The organism is Ruegeria sp. BHSC043, from assembly GCF_059612985.1.
In genome coordinates, this window is record NZ_JBXWRS010000001.1 from 602021 (window position 1) to 620056 (window position 18036).

Sequence of the window (18036 nt, forward strand, 5' to 3'; positions counted from 1 at the left end):
GATGGAAGTATATTCCGAATACTCGCACGCGATTGCCGCGCTGGTGATCTTTACGCTGGTGGTCCTGCTGCTGGCGCCGTTCTCGGCGCTGGCCAAGCAGGGCAAGGGCCTGGCGCCAGGGGCGACGCCGGAACAGAACTATGCCGACAGTGCCTATCGTCTGAACCGCGCCTATCTTAACGGAACCGAAACTCTGCCCGCGTTCCTGACCGTGACTCTGGCGGCCATGCTGCTGGGGGTCAGCCCGGTCTGGGTGAACTGGCTGGCCTCGATCGCCTTGGTGGCGCGTCTGGTGATGCTGGTGGTTCATATCCGCGGCATTGGCAAACCGCACAGCGGCCTGCGAAGCGTTCTGTACGTTGTGGCCTGGGCATGCATGGCTGTGCTGGGCGTCATGGCTTTGGTGGCGGCGATCTGATGGCAAGGCTGATCCCTATTCTTGCCCGTGGTTGGGCCATTGCTCCGTTGACCGGTGTTTTGGCGGTTCTGGCGGTGCTTTCGGCCTGCGGTGGCAAGGCCGAGGATCGCGTGCTGTTCGATGGGCAGGCATTTCGCGCCAAGGCGAAGGCGGTCGACAAGAAAAGGTCGCCGGCCGATTTCACCGTGACGGTCAAGGGCGTGTCGGCTTCGTTGGACGGCGCGCGCGAAGCGGGGCGCTATGAGGCCACGCGGTTCTGTGTGCAGAATTTCGGGTCTTCTCGCATCGCCTGGAAAATCGGACCGGATGCCGAGCCGCAGACTCTGCGGATCGACAATGATAGCCTGACTTTTGCCGGGAAGTGTCAGCGGCCATGACCCATGCCATGTCATATCAGGTTCCGGCAGGCCGCGCGTTATTGCATAGCGGTCGAGGGAAGTGTCGTCTTGGGGAACCCAAGACGAAAGGATATGTCATGAAAGCTGCGAAACTTGCCGCCGTTGCCTGCGTCGTCGCGCTGCCTGCCGTGGCCGGAGCCAAACCGCCCTTGCGCGAAGTTAAAGAGATCGACGACTCGCTCTACTACATCGCCATCGCCAACGAGATTTCAGAAATCTGCCCGACAATCAGCGGGCGTCGTCTGAAGGCGATAGGCGTGATGTGGGGGCTGCGATCCAAAGCGAACCAGCTGGGATATTCGGATGCCGAGATCCGGGCCTATGTGGAATCGGATGCAGAAAAGGCGCGGATGCGCGCCAAGGGCGAGGCATACCTGGCTCAGAACGGCGTAAGCTATGCCGACACCGAAACTTTCTGTGCGCTGGGGCGCAGGGAAATCGAAAGAAACAGCGCCATTGGCGTGTATTTGAGGGCGAACTAGACCATGTCTGACCTCCGCAAGATCGTGATCGACGACAAGGAAATCGAAGTCGATGGTGCAATGACCCTGATCCAGGCCTGTGAACAGGCCGGGATCGAAGTGCCGCGTTTCTGCTATCACGAGCGCCTGTCGATCGCAGGCAACTGCCGCATGTGCCTTGTCGAGGTCGTGGGCGGCCCGCCCAAGCCCGCCGCCTCGTGCGCCATGCAGGTGCGCGATCTGCGCCCGGGGCCGGAAGGCCAGCCGCCGGTAGTCAAGACCAACTCGCCCATGGTCAAGAAGGCCCGCGAAGGCGTGATGGAGTTTCTGCTGATCAACCACCCGCTGGATTGCCCGATCTGCGACCAGGGCGGTGAATGCGATCTGCAGGATCAGGCGATGGCCTATGGCATCTCGGCCAGCCGGTTTCGCGAGGCCAAGCGCGCGGTGGACGATCTGGATCTTGGGCCGCTGGTGGGCACCGCCATGACCCGCTGCATCAGCTGCACCCGTTGCGTCCGCTTCACCACCGAGGTGGCGGGGGTCGATCAGATGGGGCAGACCGGTCGGGGCGAAGACGCCGAGATTACGACCTATCTGAACCAGACGTTGGACTCGAACCTTCAGGGCAACATCATCGACCTGTGTCCGGTGGGCGCGCTGACGTCGAAGCCTTATGCGTTCACCGCCCGTCCGTGGGAGCTGACCAAGACCGAATCAATCGACGTGATGGATGCTCTGGGCTCGAACATCCGGGTTGACACCAAGGGCCGCGTCGTGATGCGCATTCTGCCACGCAACCATGACGGCGTGAACGAAGAGTGGATTTCCGACAAGACACGCTTTGTCTGGGACGGGCTGCGCCGCCAGCGGCTGGACACGCCCTATATCCGCGAGAACGGCCTTTTGCGCCCGGCCAGCTGGACCGAGGCGCTTGCGGCCGCGGCGGACGCGATGAAGGGCAAGACCGTGGCCGGCCTTGTCGGCGACCTGGTTCCGGTCGAGGCCGCCTTTGCCCTGAAGCAGATGATCGAAGGGCTGGGTGGTAAGGTCGAGTGCCGAACCGACAATGCCCGCCTGCCCATCGGCAACCGCTCGGGCTATGTCGGAAATGTGGCGATCGAAGAGATCGATACCGCGAAAGAGATCATCCTGATCGGCACCAACCCGCGGCACGAAGCCCCGGTGCTGAACGCGCGCATCCGCAAGGCGTGGCTGGCCGGGGCCACGGTCAAGGTGATCGGTCCGGCGGTGGATCTGACCTATGACTATGACCATTTGGGTGAGGACCGCGCGGCTCTGGCCAAGGCAAAGGCAGGCAAGGATGCCATCGTGATCGTCGGGCAGGGCGCCGTGACCGAGGCCGACGGCCTGGCCGTTATGGCTGCGGCCCAGGCCTTGTCGGGCCGCCTGTTCGTGCTGCACACGGCTGCGGCGCGGGTTGGTGCGATGGATGTTGGCGCCGTCACCGAAGGAGGAATCGAGGCAGCGATCGATGGGGCCGAGGTGATCTACAACCTCGGGGCCGACGAAATCGAGATCGAGGACGGCCCCTTCGTGATCTATCAGGGCAGCCACGGTGACCGCGGTGCCCACCGCGCCGACATCATCCTGCCCGGAGCCGCCTATACTGAGGAAAACGGGCTGTTCGTGAACACCGAAGGCCGCCCGCAATTGGCGATGCGCGCCGGGTTCGCCCCGGGCGAGGCCAAGGAGAACTGGGCGATCCTGCGGGCGCTTTCGGCCGAGCTGGGGCAGGCGCTGCCCTACGACTCGCTGGCGCAGCTGCGCACGGCGCTGGTCGCGGCGGTGCCGCATCTGGCGCAGATCGACCAACTGCCCGAGAACGAAGTGCAGCCGCTCGAGCCCGGGCCGTTGGGGCAGGCGACCTTCCGAACAGTGATCAAGGATTTCTATCTGACCAACCCGATCGCGCGGGCGTCGCAGCTGATGGCAGAGCTTTCGGCGCTGGCCAAGGCACGCGGCAACCAGAAGATCGCGGCGGAATGAGTCTGGCGGCGTTCATACGGCAGCACAACGGCGCGCCGTTGCCCGCCGGCTCGTATGACGGGGCGGCGGCCGCGTCGTGTGCGCGACCGTTGAAAAGGAAGAAAAAAGGTGGCGTACGGGCGGCGGATGCTGTTTACACCGACACGCCAAACCAACCGCTTGCGGTGCGAGTCTCTGGCCGTCGGGCTGGGCTTGGCGGCCACGGCGGCAAACGGAATACCCACGGTGTGAGGACCAATGGCTGAATTCTTTGACACCCCGGGCGGAATAGCCCTGATCATACTGGCACAGGTGCTGGCCGTCGTCGCCTTCGTGATGATCTCGCTGCTGTTCCTGGTCTATGGCGACCGCAAGATCTGGGCGGCGGTCCAGATGCGTCGCGGCCCCAACGTCGTGGGCGCGTATGGTCTGCTGCAATCGGTGGCTGATGCGCTGAAATACGTGGTGAAAGAGGTGGTAATCCCCGCCGGGGCTGACCGGACGGTGTTTATCCTGGCGCCTCTGACATCCTTCGTGCTGGCCATGATCGCTTGGGCGGTCATTCCGTTCAACGATGGCTGGGTGCTGTCGGATATCAACGTGGCCATCTTGTACGTGTTCGCCGTATCCTCGCTCGAGGTTTACGGCGTGATCATGGGGGGCTGGGCGTCGAACTCGAAATACCCGTTCCTCGGGAGCCTGCGCTCGGCCGCGCAGATGATTTCCTACGAGGTTTCGATCGGCCTGATCATCATCGGGGTGATCATCTCGACCGGCTCGATGAATTTTGGCGACATCGTGCGGGCGCAGGACGGCGCGTTCGGGTTCTTCAGCTGGTACTGGCTGCCGCATTTCCCGATGGTGTTCCTGTTCTTCATCTCGGCGCTGGCCGAAACCAACCGCCCGCCGTTTGACCTGCCCGAGGCGGAATCGGAACTGGTTGCCGGCTACCAGGTGGAATATTCGGCCACGCCCTTCCTGCTGTTCATGGCGGGCGAATACATCGCCATCTTCCTGATGTGCGCGCTGACTTCGCTGCTGTTCTTCGGCGGCTGGCTGTCGCCTATCCCTGGCCTGCCGGATGGCGTGCTGTGGATGGTCGCCAAGATGGCGTTCTTCTTCTTCCTGTTCGCGATGGTCAAGGCGATCACGCCGCGCTACCGCTATGACCAGCTGATGCGGCTGGGCTGGAAAGTTTTCTTGCCGTTCAGTTTGGTTTGGGTGGTCTTCGTGGCTTTTGCTGCAAAATTCGATTGGTTCTGGGGCGCGTTTGCCCGCTGGAGCGTAGGAGGCTGACAATGACCCAGATCGACTATACCCGTGCGGCCAAGTATTTCCTGCTTCAGGACTTCTGGCAGGGTTTCAAGCTGGGGGTGAAGTATTTCTTCGCCCCCAAGGCCACGGTGAACTATCCGCATGAAAAGGGCCCGCTGTCGCCCCGGTTCCGGGGCGAACATGCTCTGCGTCGTTATCCGAACGGCGAGGAACGCTGTATCGCCTGCAAGCTGTGTGAGGCGATCTGCCCGGCCCAAGCCATCACCATCGACGCCGAACCGCGCGAAGACGGCAGCCGCCGCACCACGCGTTATGACATCGATATGACCAAGTGCATCTATTGCGGCTTCTGCCAGGAGGCCTGCCCGGTCGATGCGATCGTCGAAGGGCCGAATTTCGAATTCGCCACCGAGACCCGCGAAGAGCTGTTCTATGACAAGCAGAAACTGCTAGAGAACGGCGACCGCTGGGAAGCCGAGATCGCCCGCAACCTGGAACTGGACGCGCCGTACAGATGAGTGATCCGGTCAAGAACCCATTCGAGCAGATGCTGAAACAGGCACATGACATGGCCAAGGCGTTCAACCCGGCGCTCGAGAGCTATTCGCCCGTCGACGCGATGCGCGGCTTCGAGGCGCTGTGGCCGACCATGCCCAAAGAGGTCATGGAGATGATGTTCGGCAACACCGTCAATCCGGGCGGATTGGATGCCAAGACCCGCCTGTTGCTGACGCTGGCGGGGCTGACCTGTCAGGGCGCGCAGGCCGATACGGCCGTGCGCCAAACGGTGCGCCATGCCATCGAGGCAGGGGCCAAGAAACAAGAGATCGTGGAAACGATCGGTCAAATGTCGGTCTTTGCCGGCATCCCGGCCATGACCCGGGCGCTGGAACTGGCGCAGGAGGCCATGGGCGAAAACGAGGATGATGACCAATGAGCGTATTTGCCTTTTACCTCTTTGCCATCAGCGCCATCACCGGCGGGCTGTTCACCGTGATCAGCCGGCAACCGGTGCATTCGGTGCTGTGGCTGATTTTGGCCTTCCTGTCGTCTGCGGGGCTGTTCGTGCTGCTGGGGGCGGAATTCGTCGCCATGCTGCTGATCATCGTCTATGTCGGCGCGGTGGCGGTGCTGTTCCTGTTCGTGGTGATGATGCTGGACGTGGACTTTGCCGAGCTCAAGGCCGAGATGGCGCGCTACATGCCTTTGGCCCTGCTGATCGGTCTGGTCATCCTGATGCAGTTCGTCATGGCCTTTGGCGCCTGGGACAGCGCACAGGGCGCGGCGGCCAACCTGGCCCAGCCGATCCCGGCGGATCGCCACAACACCGAAGCGCTGGGTGTCATCCTTTACGATCAATACTTCCTTCTGTTCCAACTGGCGGGCCTGATCCTGTTGGTGGCCATGATCGGTGCCATTGTACTGACGCTGCGCCACCGCCAGGACATCAAGCGGCAGGACATCATCGCCCAGATGATGCGCGACCCGGCCAAGGCGCTGGAGTTGAAGGACGTGAAACCGGGGCAGGGACTTTGAGACCATGATCGGACTTGAGCACTATCTTACCGTCGCGACGACGCTGTTCGTCATCGGCATCTTCGGTCTCTTTCTAAACCGCAAGAACGTCATCATCCTGCTTATGAGCATCGAATTGATGCTGCTGGCGGTAAATATCAACCTCGTGGCGTTTTCCAGCTTTCTCGGCGATTTGGTCGGGCAGGTGTTCACGCTGTTTGTGTTGACCGTGGCCGCGGCCGAGGCGGCGATCGGGCTGGCTATTCTGGTCTGCTTCTTCCGCAACCGCGGCACTATTGCGGTTGAAGATGTCAACATGATGAAGGGGTAAGGGATCATGGAAACCACAATCCTCTTTGCCCCGCTCGTGGGCGCGCTGATCTGCGGCTTTGGCTGGAAATTCATCGGCGAAAAGGCCGCGCTGTGGACGGCCACGGGCCTGTTGTTCCTGGCCTGTCTGCTGTCGTGGATCGTCTTCTTCAGCTTTGATGGACAGACCCAGCAGATCGAGATCATGCGCTGGATCGAAAGCGGCTCGCTGTCGACCTCGTGGGCCATTCGTCTGGACCGGCTGACCGCCATTATGCTGATCGTGGTCACTACGGTGTCGGCGCTCGTGCACCTTTATTCGTTCGGCTACATGGATCACGACCCGCAGTGGCGCGAGGGCGAAAGCTATAAGCCGCGCTTCTTTGCCTATCTGTCCTTCTTCACCTTCGCCATGCTGATGCTGGTAACGGCGGACAACCTGGTGCAGATGTTCTTTGGCTGGGAAGGCGTGGGCGTCGCATCCTACCTGCTGATCGGTTTCTACTACCGCAAACCTTCGGCCAATGCGGCGGCGATGAAAGCGTTCATCGTCAACCGTGTGGGCGACTTCGGCTTTGCGCTGGGGATTTTTGCGCTGTTCTTCCTGACCGACAGCATCAACTTCTCGGATATCTTTGCTGCCGCACCCCAGCTGGCGGAAACGCAGCTGACTTTCCTGTGGGGCGAATGGTCTGCGGTCGAGGTCGTCTGCGTGCTGCTGTTCATCGGTGCGATGGGCAAATCTGCGCAGTTGATCCTGCACACCTGGTTGCCGGACGCGATGGAGGGCCCGACGCCCGTGTCGGCGCTGATCCACGCCGCCACCATGGTGACGGCCGGTGTGTTCCTGGTTTGCCGTATGTCGCCGCTGATGGAGTTCGCGCCGGGTGCGACCGGGTTCGTCACTGTGCTGGGGGCCTCGACCGCGTTCTTTGCCGCGACCGTGGGTCTGGTGCAGACCGACATCAAGCGCGTGATCGCCTATTCAACCTGTTCGCAGCTGGGCTACATGTTCGTGGCCGCGGGCGTGGGCATGTATTCGGCGGCGATGTTCCACCTGTTCACGCATGCCTTCTTCAAGGCGCTCTTGTTCCTTGGTGCGGGCTCGGTGATCCACGCCATGCATCACGAACAGGACATGATGAACTATGGCAACCTGCGCAAGAAAATCCCCTATACCTTCTGGGCGATGATGATCGGCACGCTGGCCATCACAGGCGTCGGCATCCCGCTGACCACGATCGGCTTTGCCGGCTTCCTGTCCAAGGACGCAATCATCGAAAGCGCCTATGCCGGCGGGTCGGCCTTTGGCTTCTGGGCGCTGGTGATCGCCGCCGCGATGACCTCGTTCTATAGCTGGCGCCTGATCTTCCTGACCTTCTATGGCGAGGAGCGGGGCGACAAGCACACGCATGAGCACGCGCATGAAAGCCCGATGGTCATGTTGGTGCCGCTGGGTGTTCTGTCGCTGGGCGCCGTGTTCGCGGGCATGATCTGGTACAACAACTTCTTCGGTCACGCCGATCAGGTGGGCAAGTTCTATGGCATTCCGGTTGCCGAGGCGCATGCCGAGGCCGGTGATCATTCCAAGGCCGATGATCATGGCGACGACACGCATGCCACAGAATCTCATGACGACGAAGCTGCGCACGGTGACAAGGCCAAGGGCGGCGACCACCACTATGCTTTTGTTGGCAAACCGGGCGAGGGCGCGCTGTACATCGCGCCGGACAACCATGTTTTGGACGACGCGCATGCTGCGCCGAAATGGGTCAAGATCTCGCCGTTCATCGCAATGGTTCTGGGCTTTGGACTGGCCTACCTGTTCTACATCGTGAACCCGGCGCTGCCGAGCCGCCTGGCCGAGAACCAGCGTCCGCTGTACCTGTTCCTCAAGAACAAGTGGTACTTTGACGAAATTTACGACGCGATCCTTGTCAAACCGACCGTGGCCCTGGGCCGGTTCCTGTGGAAGGGCGGTGACGGCAAGGTGATCGACGGTTTCCTGAACGGAGTAGCAATGGGCGTCGTTCCCTTCTTCACCCGCCTCGCAGGCAAGGCGCAGACGGGCTACATCTTCACTTACGCCTTCTGGATGGTTCTGGGCATCGCAGCCCTGGTCACCTGGATGTCGATCGGCGGAGGCGCACACTGATGGACAATATCCTATCCATTGTCACATTCATTCCGGCCATTTCCGCCGGTCTGATGGCGCTGTTCCTGCACGGGAAGGATGCGGCAGCTCAAAGCAATGCCAAGTGGATCGCGCTGGTAGCAACCACGGTCACCTTTCTGGTCTCGATCGGTATCTATACCGAGTTCGACCCCTCGAACACTGGCTTTCAAATGGTGGAAGAGGGCGAATGGCTGATGGGCCTGAAATACAAGATGGGCGTGGATGGCATCAGCGTACTGTTCGTGCTGCTGACCACCTTCATCATGCCGCTGACCATCCTGGCCAGCTGGAACGTGACCGACCGGGTCAAGGAATACATGATTGCCTTCCTGCTGCTGGAAACGCTGATGCTGGGCGTATTCATGGCTCTGGACCTGGTGCTGTTCTACCTGTTCTTTGAGGCCGGGCTGATCCCGATGTTCCTGATCATCGGGATTTGGGGCGGCAAGGACCGGATCTATGCCAGCTTCAAGTTCTTCCTCTATACCTTCCTCGGCTCGGTTCTGATGCTGGTGGCGATGGTGGCGATGTATGCCGACGCTGGCACCACCGACATTGCCGCGCTGATGACGCACCAGTTCTCGTCCGAGAGCTTCAGCGTGCTGGGCGTCCACATCGTCGGCGGCATGCAGACCTTGCTGTTCCTCGCGTTCTTCGCGTCCTTCGCGGTGAAGATGCCGATGTGGCCCGTGCACACCTGGCTGCCTGACGCCCACGTTCAGGCGCCGACGGCGGGCTCGGTCGTGCTGGCGGCGATCCTGCTGAAGATGGGTGGCTATGGCTTCCTGCGCTTCAGCTTGCCTATGTTCCCCGTCGGCTCGGCCGTGATGACCGATCTGGTCCTGTGGCTGTCGGCCATCGCCGTGGTCTACACCTCGTTGGTGGCGCTGGTGCAGGAGGACATGAAAAAGCTGATCGCCTATTCCTCGGTCGCGCATATGGGTTTTGTGACCATGGGCATCTTCGCCGCCAACCAGCAGGGCATCGACGGGGCGATCTTCCAGATGCTCAGCCACGGGTTCATTTCGGCCGCGCTGTTCCTTTGCGTCGGCGTGATCTACGACCGGATGCACACCCGCGACATCGAGGCCTATGGCGGCCTAGTGATCCGCATGCCGGCCTATGCGCTGGTGTTCATGCTGTTCACCATGGCAAATGTGGGCCTGCCGGGCACCAGTGGGTTCATCGGCGAATTCCTGACGCTGATGGGCACTTTCCAGGTCAACACCTGGGTGACAGCAGTGGCGGCCAGCGGTGTGATCTTCTCGGCAGCTTATGCGCTGTGGCTGTATCGCCGCGTGGTCTTTGGCGACCTGATCAAGGAAAGCCTCAAGTCGATCACCGACATGAGCACACGCGAACGCCTGATCTTTGCGCCGCTGATCGTCATGACCATTCTGCTGGGGGTCTACCCGTCACTGGTCACGGACGTGATCGGCAATTCGACCGCCGCGCTGATTTCGAACTATGACACGGCTCTGGCCGCGGCCGAGGCCGCGACCCAGGTCGCCTCGCACTAAGGGAGCTTTGGAGACATGATCCAGGCTGATCTGATTGTAATCCTGCCGGAAATCATTCTGGCGATCTATGCGATGGTGGCGCTGATCGGGGCGGTCTACACCTCGAAAGACGCGCTGGCCCCCGTGCTGATCTGGGCCACGGCGGGACTGATGGCCGTGCTGGCCTTCTGGATCGCGGCAAACGGTGAGGGCACGAACGTAGCCTTCAACGGAATGTTCGTCGATGACGGGTTCTCGCGCTTTGCCAAGGTTGCCATCCTGTTGTCGGCGGCCGCGGTTCTGGTCATGAGCCAGGACTATATGGCGCGCCGCAATATGCTGCGGTTCGAATATCCCCTGCTGGTGGCGCTGGCAGCGGTCGGCATGATGATGATGGTCAGCGCGGGCGATCTGATGTCGCTATACATGGGGCTCGAGCTGCAGTCTCTCTCGCTGTATGTCGTGGCCGCGCTGCGCCGCGACAGCGCCAAATCGACCGAGGCGGGCCTGAAATATTTCGTGCTGGGCGCGCTCAGTTCGGGCCTGCTGCTGTTCGGGGCGTCGCTGGTCTATGGCTTCTCCGGGACCACGCTGTTTTCGGGGATCGTGTCTACGGTGCATCATGGCGAGGTCTCGGTCGGCCTGCTGATCGGGCTGGTTCTGCTGATCTCGGGGCTGGCGTTCAAGGTGTCGGCCGTGCCGTTCCATATGTGGACGCCGGATGTCTACGAAGGCTCGCCCACGCCGGTCACGGCGTTTTTCGCCACTGCGCCCAAGGTTGCGGCCATGGGTCTGTTCGCGCGGGTGCTGCATGACGCCTTTGGCGGCGCGGTCGCCGACTGGCAGCAGGTGATCGTCCTGCTGTCGGTCCTGTCGATGCTGTTGGGCGCCATCGCGGCCATCGGTCAGCGCGACATCAAGCGGCTGATGGCCTATTCGTCGATTGCACATATGGGCTATGCGCTGATCGGTCTGGCGGCGGGCACGGCGCTGGGGATCAAGGCGATGCTGATGTATCTGGCGATCTACGTGACCATGAACATCGGCACCTTCGCCTTCATCCTGATGATGGAGCGCGACGGCAAGCCCGTGACCGACATCGACGCTCTGCGCCAGTTTTCTAAGCGTGACCCGGGCAAGGCGCTCGCCGTTCTGATCCTGATGTTCAGCCTGGCGGGTGTGCCGCCGATGCTGGGTTTCTTTGCCAAGCTGGGCGTCTGGCAGGCCGGTGTCGATGCCGACCTGATCGGGTTGGTCATCGTTTCGGCCATCTCGTCAGTCATCGGTGCGTTCTATTATCTACGGATCGTGTTCTACATGTATTTCGGGGACGAGAACGAAGACCCGATCGACACTCGGTCGTCGCCCGTTCTATGGGCGGCGCTGATGGGGTCGGCGGCGCTGATGTTGATCGGCGTATTCTATCAGTTCGGGATCGAGGGCGCGGCCACCGCCGCCGCGGCAACGCTTGTCAACTGATCTGCTGTCCGTACGAAACAGAGGGGCTCGGTCGCAGGACCGGGCCTTTTTGCGATGAGTGACTGGCCCAAGGGATATGGCCTGCACGTCGTGCAGGAGGTCGACAGCACCTTGAACGAGGCCGCCCGTATCGCGCCCACCGCAACCGGGCCGGTCTGGATCATGGCGCATCACCAGGCGGCCGCGCGGGGGCGGCGCGGCCGGGTCTGGGCCAACCCCAAGGGGAATTTGGCCGCAACCTTGCTGATGCGCCCCGAAGGCAACCCGGAACAGGCGGCGCTGCGCAGCTTTGTTGCGGCGCTTGCGCTGTTCGATGCTGTGGTCTCGGTGACCGGGCGGGCGGCGGGGATGTCGCTGAAATGGCCCAATGACGTGCTGCTGAACGGCGGCAAACTGGCGGGCATTCTGTTGGAAAGCACGGGGCAGGGGCGCGGCGTGTCGCATCTGGCGATCGGCATCGGGGTGAACCTGGCTGACGCTCCTGCGCCCGACACCGTCGAGCCCGGCGCACTGCGACCGGTCTCGCTGCTGTCGGAAACCGGCGCTCAGGTCCTGCCCGAGGATTTCCTGACGGAACTGGCCGCCGCCTATGCCCGATATGAGGCGCAGTTCAGTACCTATGGATTCGAGCCCATCCGCACGGCCTGGCTGTCTCGTGCCGCAAAGCTGGGCGAGGTCATCACGGCCCGTACCGCCACGTCCGAGACCGTCGGAACCTTTGAAACAGTGGACGCGGGCGGCAACCTTGTCCTAAACACCGCCAAGGGCCGGGTCAGCATTCCGGCGGCAGACGTCTATTTCTGAAAGGGGCGCAGATGCTTCTGGCCATTGATTGCGGCAATACCAACACCGTGTTCTCGATCTGGGATGGCGAGAAATTCCTGTGCACCTTGCGCACCTCGACCCACCATGCGCGCACGGCCGATGCCTATTTCACCTGGTATTCCACCCTGGTGAAACATTACGGGATCGAGGCCGACATTACCGATGTCATCATCGCCTCGACCGTGCCGCGGGTGGTGTTCAACCTGCGCGTCTTTGCCGACCGGTTCTTTGGATGCCGGCCGTTGGTCGTGGGCAAGCCCGATTGCCTGCTGCCGGTTCCGCCGCGGATTGATGAAGGCACGATTCCCGGCCCGGACCGGCTGGCCAATGCCGCGGGTGCCTTCGACCGTCATGGCGGCAACGTCGTGGTGGTGGATTTTGGCACCGCCACCAATTTTGACGTGGTCGCGGCTGATGGCGCCTATGTCGGCGGCGTGATCGCGCCGGGGGTGAACCTCAGCCTCGAGGCGCTACACCAAGGCGCTGCCGCGCTGCCGCATATCGATGTGTCGCGGCCCGACAAGGTGATCGGTACGAATACGGTTGGCTGTATCCAGTCGGGGGTGTATTGGGGATATTCCGGCCTGATCGAAGGCCTGATCGCCCGTATCAAGGCCGAATACGGCATGCCGATGAAGGTTGTCGGAACCGGCGGCCTAGCCCCGCTGTTCGATCAGGCCGATGTGGGTTTTGACGCAATTGAAGATGATCTGACGATGCACGGTCTAACCGTGATCCATCGCTACAACAAGGAAAATGGCTCGGCATGAGCAGTGAACGACTGATCTATTTGCCGCTGGGCGGCGCGGGTGAAATCGGCATGAACGCCTATGTCTACGGATATGGCGCGCCCGGCGAGGAACGGTTGATCCTGGTTGATCTGGGCGTGACCTTCCCCGACATGGACACCACGCCGGGCGTCGACCTGATCTATGCCGACATCTCGTGGCTGAAAGAACGCGCCGACCGGCTCGAGGCGATTTTCATCACCCACGCACACGAAGACCATGTCGGCGCCGGGGCGCTGTGCCATGAAATGCTGGGTGCGCCGATCCATGCGCGGGCGTTCACCGCCAACATCGCCCGCAAGAAGATGGAAGAGGCCGGCCACCCCGAGGATGCGGTGCGCACCGTTTCGGCCTGGCCCGAGCAGGTCAAAGCCGGGCCTTTCACCGTGGGGTTCCTGCCGGTGTCGCACTCGATCCCCGAAAGCGCCGCGCTGGTGATCGACACGCCCGCCGGTCGCATCGTACATTCGGGTGACTTCAAACTGGACACGAACCCCGTGGTCGGCGAGCCCTTTGACGAGGCCCTGTGGGGCGAGGTGGCAAAACCCGGCGTCAAGGCGCTGGTCTGCGACAGCACGAACGTGTTCTCGCCCCATCCCGGCCGGTCGGAATCCGAGGTCGGGCCCGCCATCACTCAATTGGTCGAGCAGGCCAGCGGGATGGTCGTGGCAACAACCTTCGCCTCGAACGTGGCGCGGGTGAAAACTCTCGCCGAGGCCGGCCACCGGGCCGGGCGGTCGGTCGTGCTGCTGGGTCGGGCCATGCGGCGGATGATCGAAGCGGCCACCGAAACCGGGATTCTGACCGATTTCCCGCGCGTGGTCAGCGCCGAAGAGGCGTTGGACCTGCCGCGCCAGAACTTGATGCTGATCGTCACCGGCAGCCAGGGGGAACGCCGTGCGGCCAGCGCACAGCTGGCGCGTGGAAAATACCGGGGGATCGAACTGAAAGAGGGCGACCTGTTCCTGTTCTCGTCCAAGACCATTCCGGGCAACGAACGTGGCGTGATCCGCATCATGAACCAGCTGAGCGAGAAAGGCGTGGACGTCGTCGATGACAGCAACGGGCTGTATCATGTATCCGGCCACGCCAACCGCCCGGATCTGGAACGGGTGCATGCGCTGATCGACCCGCAGGTGGTCATCCCGATGCATGGCGAACACCGGCACCTGCGCGAGCATGCCAAGCTGGCCGAGGCCGGTGGACGGGCCGGTGTGCTGGCCGTCAACGGCACCATGCTGGACCTGTCGGGGAACGCGCCGCAGGTGGTCGACTATGTCGAAACCGGGCGCACATATCTGGACGGATCGGTCAAGATCGGGGCACTGGACGGTGTGGTGCGCGACCGCATCCGCATGGCGCTGAACGGGCATGTGATCGTGACCGTCATCCTGGACGAAGACGACGAGCCCCTGGGCGAGCCCTGGTGCGATACGATGGGCCTGCCGGAAACCGGCGCGTCGCGTGCCGGGCTGGTCGAGGTGCTGGAAGAGGACCTGAATCAGTTCTTGATGCGGGCCGACGTCAAGACGCTGCGCGACGACGACAAGCTGGAAGAGGCCATGCGCCGCATCGTGCGCCAAAGCGCCCAGATCGAGATCGGCAAGAAGCCCGAAGTGACTGTGGTGATCAGCCGGATGAAGTGATCTGGCCTCAGCCCGTTTCGGGCATCGGGCGGCCTTTGAGACGCTGGAACAGGCTGGCTTCCTCGTTGTTGAGGAAGAAGGGCACCGAAGCTGGCGGGGCCGGGTCGGTGACCCGTGCTTCGACCTCGGCCAGCACCACCTCGGTGATGAAGGGCAGGTCGAAATCGCGGGCCTGATCCAGCGGGATCCACTGCAGGTGCGACAGCTCGTCAGAGGCTTGGCTGAAGTCGTCCGGGTCGTTGGCGATGGCGTCGGCATCCACCAAGAAGAACCGCGCGTCGAACCGGCGCGGCCGGCCCGGTGGCGTGACTGCCCGGAACACGAACTGCAAGGGCTGCGCCGAAGGCAGGAACCCGCGCTCAGCGAAGCTGATCCAGTCCTGCGGGGCAGGTCCGGGCCACTGCCCGGGAACCCCCAGGATCAGGCCGGTTTCTTCCCACAACTCGCGGATCGCGGCTGCTGCCAATGCTGTCTGCAGGCCGTTGGGGGCCTGATCGGCAAGGCGTTGGTGGCAGATATTTGGCAGGGGCGCGGCCAGCGGCACACGGGCATCCTCGGGGTCGACCGCGCCGCCGGGAAACACGAACTTGTTCGGCATGAAGGCCGCGGCTGCGCCGCGCTGGCCCATCAGGATCGCCGGCTTTTCATGGCGATCGCGCAGCACGATCACGGTTGCTGCGTCGCGAATGGCAGATTTGTCTACGGTCATGTTCGGATCAAGCCCGCGGCCAAATCATTTCGAGTCGCCGAACCCGTGCATCCGCCGAGCCCATTGAAACCCGACGACTGCGCCCTTGAGTCGCGGCAGCAGATACAAGGACAACGCCACACAGCCCACCGAGAACATCAGCGCCATGGTCAGCGGGTCCGGCCGGAAGTGGACATAGGACACGTGCAACGCCGGGGCCAGCAGGTGGCCGACGATCAGGATCGTCAGATAGGCCGGGCCGTCATCCGCCCGGTGGTGGAACAGGTCCTGACCGCACTCGTTGCAGGTGTCATTCACCTTCAGATAGCTGTGCAACAGCTGCCCTTTGCCGCAATTTGGACATTTGCAACGGAACCCCTTTACCAAGGCCGGCCAAGTTGGCCGATCGTCATGGGCCATGATTTCCACAGTTTGGTCTGTCATCTTGATACTCGCGCTCGGATTTGGATGAATATTGCGCTTGTTTGGGCCGCCCGGAAAGGGGGGTGCGTCGCTTTGCGCGTGCCATTTCCGAATATATGACCCCGCAATCCGAATTTTTCGACAAAAAATTTTCGTCAGCGCGACGGAAACCCCACGGCGCGGCGTTTGAACAGATGTAAGCAGCGGCACAGGGCCGCGGCAACATAAGGGAACCGAGCAATGAAAAGCGCAAAATTCATCTCTGCCATCGTTCTGTCTGCGGTTGCGATCACCGGGACATCGGCTCTGGCGAAAGGTCCGCGGGATCATGCCCCCATCAGTTTCCAGGACCTGGACGCGAACGGTGACGGCCAGGTGACCAAGGCCGAGATGGAAGAACATCGCACGCAAAAGTTCACCACGATGGATGCAGATGGGGATGGCAAGCTGAGCGTCGAGGAAATGCAGGCCGCGGCACAGGCCAAAGCCAACGCGCGCGTGACGGACATGTTCGCGCGTCATGATGCCGACAAGGACGGCTTTTTGACCGAGGATGAGTTGCCCAAGCCGCGCCGGGCTGACAAGATGTTCGACCGGATTGACGCGGACGGGAACGGCTCGCTGTCCGAAGAGGAGTTCGCGGATGCGCAGCACCGTATGGGACGACCACACAGGAAAGGTGGTCGCCCGGGCGCAGACAACAAGTGATGTGGGATGGAGGATCTGACCTCCTTAGCGCAAAAGTTCCGCGGCGACCGGGTCGCCGCGGAAGACCTGAGCGACGAGCGGTTGCTGAGGTTGTTCGCCGATGGCGACGCGGCGGCGGCGCGGGTGCTTACCGATCGGCTGGGGCCGCGCTGTTTCTCGGTGGCCTTGCGCATGTTGAACAACCGCGCCGAGGCCGAAGACGTGACCCAAGAGGCGATGATGCGCCTTTGGAAGGTCGCGCCGGATTGGGTGCCGGGGCAGGCAAGGGTTTCAACCTGGCTGTACCGGGTGACCCTGAACCTGTGCATCGACCTGCGTCGCAGAAAGTCGGCGGACGCGCTCGACGGTACCCCTGAACCTCAGGATGACAGCGCGGGCGCTGTCGAACGGATGCAGCAGAAGGCCCGGTTGGACGCCCTGAACGGGGCCTTGGCGCAATTGCCGGAACGCCAGCGTCAGGCAGTGATTCTGAGGCATATCGAAGAATTGTCGAACCCCGAGATTGCCCAGATCATGCGAATCTCGGTCGAAGCGGTGGAAAGCCTGGTGGCGCGGGGAAAACGGACGCTGACAGCAATCCTGTCGGGTCGACGAGAGGAGTTGGGATATGACGACTTCAGATGAGGGCACGGATCTGGACCTGCTGTTCGCCGAGGCGCGGCGGAGCAGCCCTGAATTGCCGGACGATCTGGCCGTTCGCATCCTGACCGATGCCGAGGCGGTACGTCTTGAACGGTCGCGACCGGCCGTGCCCGCAGACCGTGGTCTGATCCGCAGCCTGTACGACGGGCTGGGCGGGTGGCAGGGTCTGGGCGGGCTGATTGCTGCAAGCGTCGCAGGGGTCTGGGTGGGGTTTGCCGCGCCCTCGTACCTGCCTGATCCGGCAAGCTACTTCGTATCGCAGGACACATCCTACTTGGTGGCGAATATGGGGTTGGAACCCACCTTTCTGGAGGAATTGGAATGACCGAAACCGTCAAGCAACCGCGCCGCTGGATGACCATTCTTCTGGTGGCCTCGTTGGGTCTGAACCTGTTGGTTGCCGGTGTGTTGCTGGGCGCCGTCCTGCGGTTCCGTGGCGATCATGTCGATGTCCCCCCAGGGTTCGGGCCGGCTCTGTTCCGGGCTCTTCCCGAAACTGACCGAAAAGCCTTGCGAGATGAATTGTTCGATGAGCACAGGCGCGGGGCCAGGCAACGCGCCCAGGATTTTGCCGAGCTGGGCGAAGCCCTGCGCGCAGTTCCTTTCGATCCGGTCTTGGTCGAGAACGTTCTGAAAGAGCAGGCGGCCACAACTGTCCTGATCCAGTCGAACTTACAGAAAAAATGGCTGTCGCGTGTGACGAAAATGACCGACGCCGAGCGGAAGGCCTATGCCGATCGTCTCGAACAGGTGGTCAAGGATCGACGCTCGCGCAAGCCCGGTCGCGAACACTAGCC

At 62.2% G+C, this 18036-nt stretch carries 21 protein-coding genes; 19 read left to right on the forward strand and 2 right to left on the reverse strand.

Translation table 11 applies throughout. The features are described from left to right. The first annotated feature begins 1 nt into the window (after position 1). The 15 genes from AC2FMM_RS02950 (at position 2) to AC2FMM_RS03020 (ending at position 14778) form a co-directional block, all read left to right on the forward strand. Positions 2-418, forward strand: a complete 417-nt coding sequence (locus AC2FMM_RS02950; protein ID WP_496678940.1) for an MAPEG family protein — start codon at positions 2-4, stop codon at positions 416-418. Then, positions 418-795: a hypothetical protein gene (locus tag AC2FMM_RS02955; RefSeq protein ID WP_496713554.1), complete on the forward strand. Its 378-nt coding sequence runs from the start codon at positions 418-420 to the stop codon at positions 793-795. Before AC2FMM_RS02950 ends, AC2FMM_RS02955 begins: the two co-directional genes overlap by 1 nt. Beyond that, positions 792-1298 carry a DUF5333 domain-containing protein gene (locus AC2FMM_RS02960; RefSeq protein ID WP_496678944.1) on the forward strand — a complete coding sequence of 169 codons (507 nt, stop codon included), beginning with the start codon at positions 792-794 and terminating at the stop codon, positions 1296-1298. Before AC2FMM_RS02955 ends, AC2FMM_RS02960 begins: the two co-directional genes overlap by 4 nt. A 3-nt stretch (positions 1299-1301) precedes the next feature. Beyond that, positions 1302-3287, forward strand: a complete 1986-nt coding sequence (gene nuoG / locus AC2FMM_RS02965; protein WP_496795752.1) for an NADH-quinone oxidoreductase subunit NuoG — start codon at positions 1302-1304, stop codon at positions 3285-3287. A gap of 237 nt (positions 3288-3524) precedes the next feature. Continuing rightward, positions 3525-4562: an NADH-quinone oxidoreductase subunit NuoH gene (gene nuoH / locus AC2FMM_RS02970; RefSeq protein ID WP_496686123.1), complete on the forward strand. Its 1038-nt coding sequence runs from the start codon at positions 3525-3527 to the stop codon at positions 4560-4562. Between the two features lie 2 nt (positions 4563-4564). After that, the gene (nuoI, locus tag AC2FMM_RS02975) at positions 4565-5059 is read left to right on the forward strand and encodes an NADH-quinone oxidoreductase subunit NuoI (protein WP_496795753.1); all 495 of its coding nucleotides are present in this window, start codon (positions 4565-4567) and stop codon (positions 5057-5059) included. Next, complete coding sequence (locus AC2FMM_RS02980; protein WP_496713560.1) at positions 5056-5478, forward strand: carboxymuconolactone decarboxylase family protein; 423 nt, start codon at positions 5056-5058, stop codon at positions 5476-5478. The genes nuoI and AC2FMM_RS02980 overlap by 4 nt, the downstream gene beginning before the upstream one ends. Further along, positions 5475-6077, forward strand: a complete 603-nt coding sequence (locus tag AC2FMM_RS02985; protein ID WP_496682814.1) for an NADH-quinone oxidoreductase subunit J — start codon at positions 5475-5477, stop codon at positions 6075-6077. Before AC2FMM_RS02980 ends, AC2FMM_RS02985 begins: the two co-directional genes overlap by 4 nt. 4 nt (positions 6078-6081) lie before the next feature. Continuing rightward, positions 6082-6387 carry an NADH-quinone oxidoreductase subunit NuoK gene (gene nuoK / locus AC2FMM_RS02990; protein ID WP_171096971.1) on the forward strand — a complete coding sequence of 102 codons (306 nt, stop codon included), beginning with the start codon at positions 6082-6084 and terminating at the stop codon, positions 6385-6387. 6 nt (positions 6388-6393) lie between these two features. Beyond that, the gene (gene nuoL / locus AC2FMM_RS02995) at positions 6394-8520 is read left to right on the forward strand and encodes an NADH-quinone oxidoreductase subunit L (RefSeq protein WP_496794535.1); all 2127 of its coding nucleotides are present in this window, start codon (positions 6394-6396) and stop codon (positions 8518-8520) included. Beyond that, positions 8520-10061 (forward strand): NADH-quinone oxidoreductase subunit M, encoded by a 1542-nt coding sequence (locus tag AC2FMM_RS03000; RefSeq protein WP_496682807.1) that lies wholly within the window; start codon positions 8520-8522, stop codon positions 10059-10061. Before nuoL ends, AC2FMM_RS03000 begins: the two co-directional genes overlap by 1 nt. Before the next feature lie 15 nt (positions 10062-10076). Continuing rightward, positions 10077-11519, forward strand: a complete 1443-nt coding sequence (gene nuoN / locus AC2FMM_RS03005) for an NADH-quinone oxidoreductase subunit NuoN (protein WP_496686131.1) — start codon at positions 10077-10079, stop codon at positions 11517-11519. A 54-nt stretch (positions 11520-11573) separates the two neighbouring features. After that, positions 11574-12323 carry a biotin--[acetyl-CoA-carboxylase] ligase gene (locus AC2FMM_RS03010; RefSeq protein ID WP_496795754.1) on the forward strand — a complete coding sequence of 250 codons (750 nt, stop codon included), beginning with the start codon at positions 11574-11576 and terminating at the stop codon, positions 12321-12323. A gap of 11 nt (positions 12324-12334) precedes the next feature. Further along, a complete protein-coding gene (locus AC2FMM_RS03015) occupies positions 12335-13114 on the forward strand; it encodes a type III pantothenate kinase (RefSeq protein WP_496686135.1) in 780 nt (259 codons plus the stop codon). Continuing rightward, positions 13111-14778 (forward strand): ribonuclease J, encoded by a 1668-nt coding sequence (locus tag AC2FMM_RS03020; RefSeq protein WP_496795755.1) that lies wholly within the window; start codon positions 13111-13113, stop codon positions 14776-14778. Before AC2FMM_RS03015 ends, AC2FMM_RS03020 begins: the two co-directional genes overlap by 4 nt. A gap of 7 nt (positions 14779-14785) precedes the next feature. On the opposite strand, the gene AC2FMM_RS03025 is transcribed toward AC2FMM_RS03020, so the two are convergent. Both AC2FMM_RS03025 and AC2FMM_RS03030 read right to left on the reverse strand, forming a co-directional pair. Beyond that, positions 14786-15487, reverse strand: a complete 702-nt coding sequence (locus AC2FMM_RS03025) for an NUDIX hydrolase (protein WP_496686140.1) — start codon at positions 15485-15487, stop codon at positions 14786-14788. A 24-nt stretch (positions 15488-15511) separates the two neighbouring features. Further along, positions 15512-15910, reverse strand: a complete 399-nt coding sequence (locus AC2FMM_RS03030) for a DUF983 domain-containing protein (protein ID WP_496686141.1) — start codon at positions 15908-15910, stop codon at positions 15512-15514. Between the two features lie 219 nt (positions 15911-16129). Between AC2FMM_RS03030 and AC2FMM_RS03035 the strand changes: the two genes are divergently transcribed. From AC2FMM_RS03035 to AC2FMM_RS03050, 4 genes are read left to right on the forward strand one after another with little or no spacing between them, the layout of a single operon-like run. Then, complete coding sequence (locus AC2FMM_RS03035; RefSeq protein ID WP_496795756.1) at positions 16130-16597, forward strand: EF-hand domain-containing protein; 468 nt, start codon at positions 16130-16132, stop codon at positions 16595-16597. A gap of 6 nt (positions 16598-16603) precedes the next feature. Beyond that, positions 16604-17221 carry an RNA polymerase sigma factor gene (locus AC2FMM_RS03040; protein WP_496795757.1) on the forward strand — a complete coding sequence of 206 codons (618 nt, stop codon included), beginning with the start codon at positions 16604-16606 and terminating at the stop codon, positions 17219-17221. Beyond that, positions 17205-17564, forward strand: coding sequence for a hypothetical protein (locus AC2FMM_RS03045; RefSeq protein ID WP_496795758.1), 360 nt, complete (start codon positions 17205-17207; stop codon positions 17562-17564). The genes AC2FMM_RS03040 and AC2FMM_RS03045 overlap by 17 nt, the downstream gene beginning before the upstream one ends. After that, positions 17561-18034: a periplasmic heavy metal sensor gene (locus AC2FMM_RS03050; protein ID WP_496795759.1), complete on the forward strand. Its 474-nt coding sequence runs from the start codon at positions 17561-17563 to the stop codon at positions 18032-18034. Before AC2FMM_RS03045 ends, AC2FMM_RS03050 begins: the two co-directional genes overlap by 4 nt. The last annotated feature ends 2 nt before the right edge of the window (positions 18035-18036 follow it).

What these genes read in the sequence shown, in the direction of transcription:
- AC2FMM_RS02960 (WP_496678944.1), top strand. Translation starts at nt 792, where the DNA reads ATGACCCATGCCATGTCATATCAGGTTCCGGCAGGCCGCGCGTTATTG.
- AC2FMM_RS03040 (WP_496795757.1), top strand. Translation starts at nt 16,604, where the DNA reads ATGGAGGATCTGACCTCCTTAGCGCAAAAGTTCCGCGGCGACCGGGTC.
- AC2FMM_RS03035 (WP_496795756.1), top strand. Translation starts at nt 16,130, where the DNA reads ATGAAAAGCGCAAAATTCATCTCTGCCATCGTTCTGTCTGCGGTTGCG.
- nuoL (WP_496794535.1), top strand. Translation starts at nt 6,394, where the DNA reads ATGGAAACCACAATCCTCTTTGCCCCGCTCGTGGGCGCGCTGATCTGC.
- AC2FMM_RS03000 (WP_496682807.1), top strand. Translation starts at nt 8,520, where the DNA reads ATGGACAATATCCTATCCATTGTCACATTCATTCCGGCCATTTCCGCC.
- AC2FMM_RS03025 (WP_496686140.1), bottom strand. Translation starts at nt 15,487, where the DNA reads ATGACCGTAGACAAATCTGCCATTCGCGACGCAGCAACCGTGATCGTG.
- AC2FMM_RS03050 (WP_496795759.1), top strand. Translation starts at nt 17,561, where the DNA reads ATGACCGAAACCGTCAAGCAACCGCGCCGCTGGATGACCATTCTTCTG.
- AC2FMM_RS03015 (WP_496686135.1), top strand. Translation starts at nt 12,335, where the DNA reads ATGCTTCTGGCCATTGATTGCGGCAATACCAACACCGTGTTCTCGATC.
- nuoI (WP_496795753.1), top strand. Translation starts at nt 4,565, where the DNA reads ATGACCCAGATCGACTATACCCGTGCGGCCAAGTATTTCCTGCTTCAG.
- AC2FMM_RS02980 (WP_496713560.1), top strand. Translation starts at nt 5,056, where the DNA reads ATGAGTGATCCGGTCAAGAACCCATTCGAGCAGATGCTGAAACAGGCA.
- AC2FMM_RS03020 (WP_496795755.1), top strand. Translation starts at nt 13,111, where the DNA reads ATGAGCAGTGAACGACTGATCTATTTGCCGCTGGGCGGCGCGGGTGAA.
- AC2FMM_RS02955 (WP_496713554.1), top strand. Translation starts at nt 418, where the DNA reads ATGGCAAGGCTGATCCCTATTCTTGCCCGTGGTTGGGCCATTGCTCCG.
- AC2FMM_RS02985 (WP_496682814.1), top strand. Translation starts at nt 5,475, where the DNA reads ATGAGCGTATTTGCCTTTTACCTCTTTGCCATCAGCGCCATCACCGGC.
- nuoN (WP_496686131.1), top strand. Translation starts at nt 10,077, where the DNA reads ATGATCCAGGCTGATCTGATTGTAATCCTGCCGGAAATCATTCTGGCG.
- AC2FMM_RS02950 (WP_496678940.1), top strand. Translation starts at nt 2, where the DNA reads ATGGAAGTATATTCCGAATACTCGCACGCGATTGCCGCGCTGGTGATC.
- AC2FMM_RS03045 (WP_496795758.1), top strand. Translation starts at nt 17,205, where the DNA reads ATGACGACTTCAGATGAGGGCACGGATCTGGACCTGCTGTTCGCCGAG.
- AC2FMM_RS03030 (WP_496686141.1), bottom strand. Translation starts at nt 15,910, where the DNA reads ATGACAGACCAAACTGTGGAAATCATGGCCCATGACGATCGGCCAACT.
- nuoH (WP_496686123.1), top strand. Translation starts at nt 3,525, where the DNA reads ATGGCTGAATTCTTTGACACCCCGGGCGGAATAGCCCTGATCATACTG.
- nuoG (WP_496795752.1), top strand. Translation starts at nt 1,302, where the DNA reads ATGTCTGACCTCCGCAAGATCGTGATCGACGACAAGGAAATCGAAGTC.
- AC2FMM_RS03010 (WP_496795754.1), top strand. Translation starts at nt 11,574, where the DNA reads ATGAGTGACTGGCCCAAGGGATATGGCCTGCACGTCGTGCAGGAGGTC.
- nuoK (WP_171096971.1), top strand. Translation starts at nt 6,082, where the DNA reads ATGATCGGACTTGAGCACTATCTTACCGTCGCGACGACGCTGTTCGTC.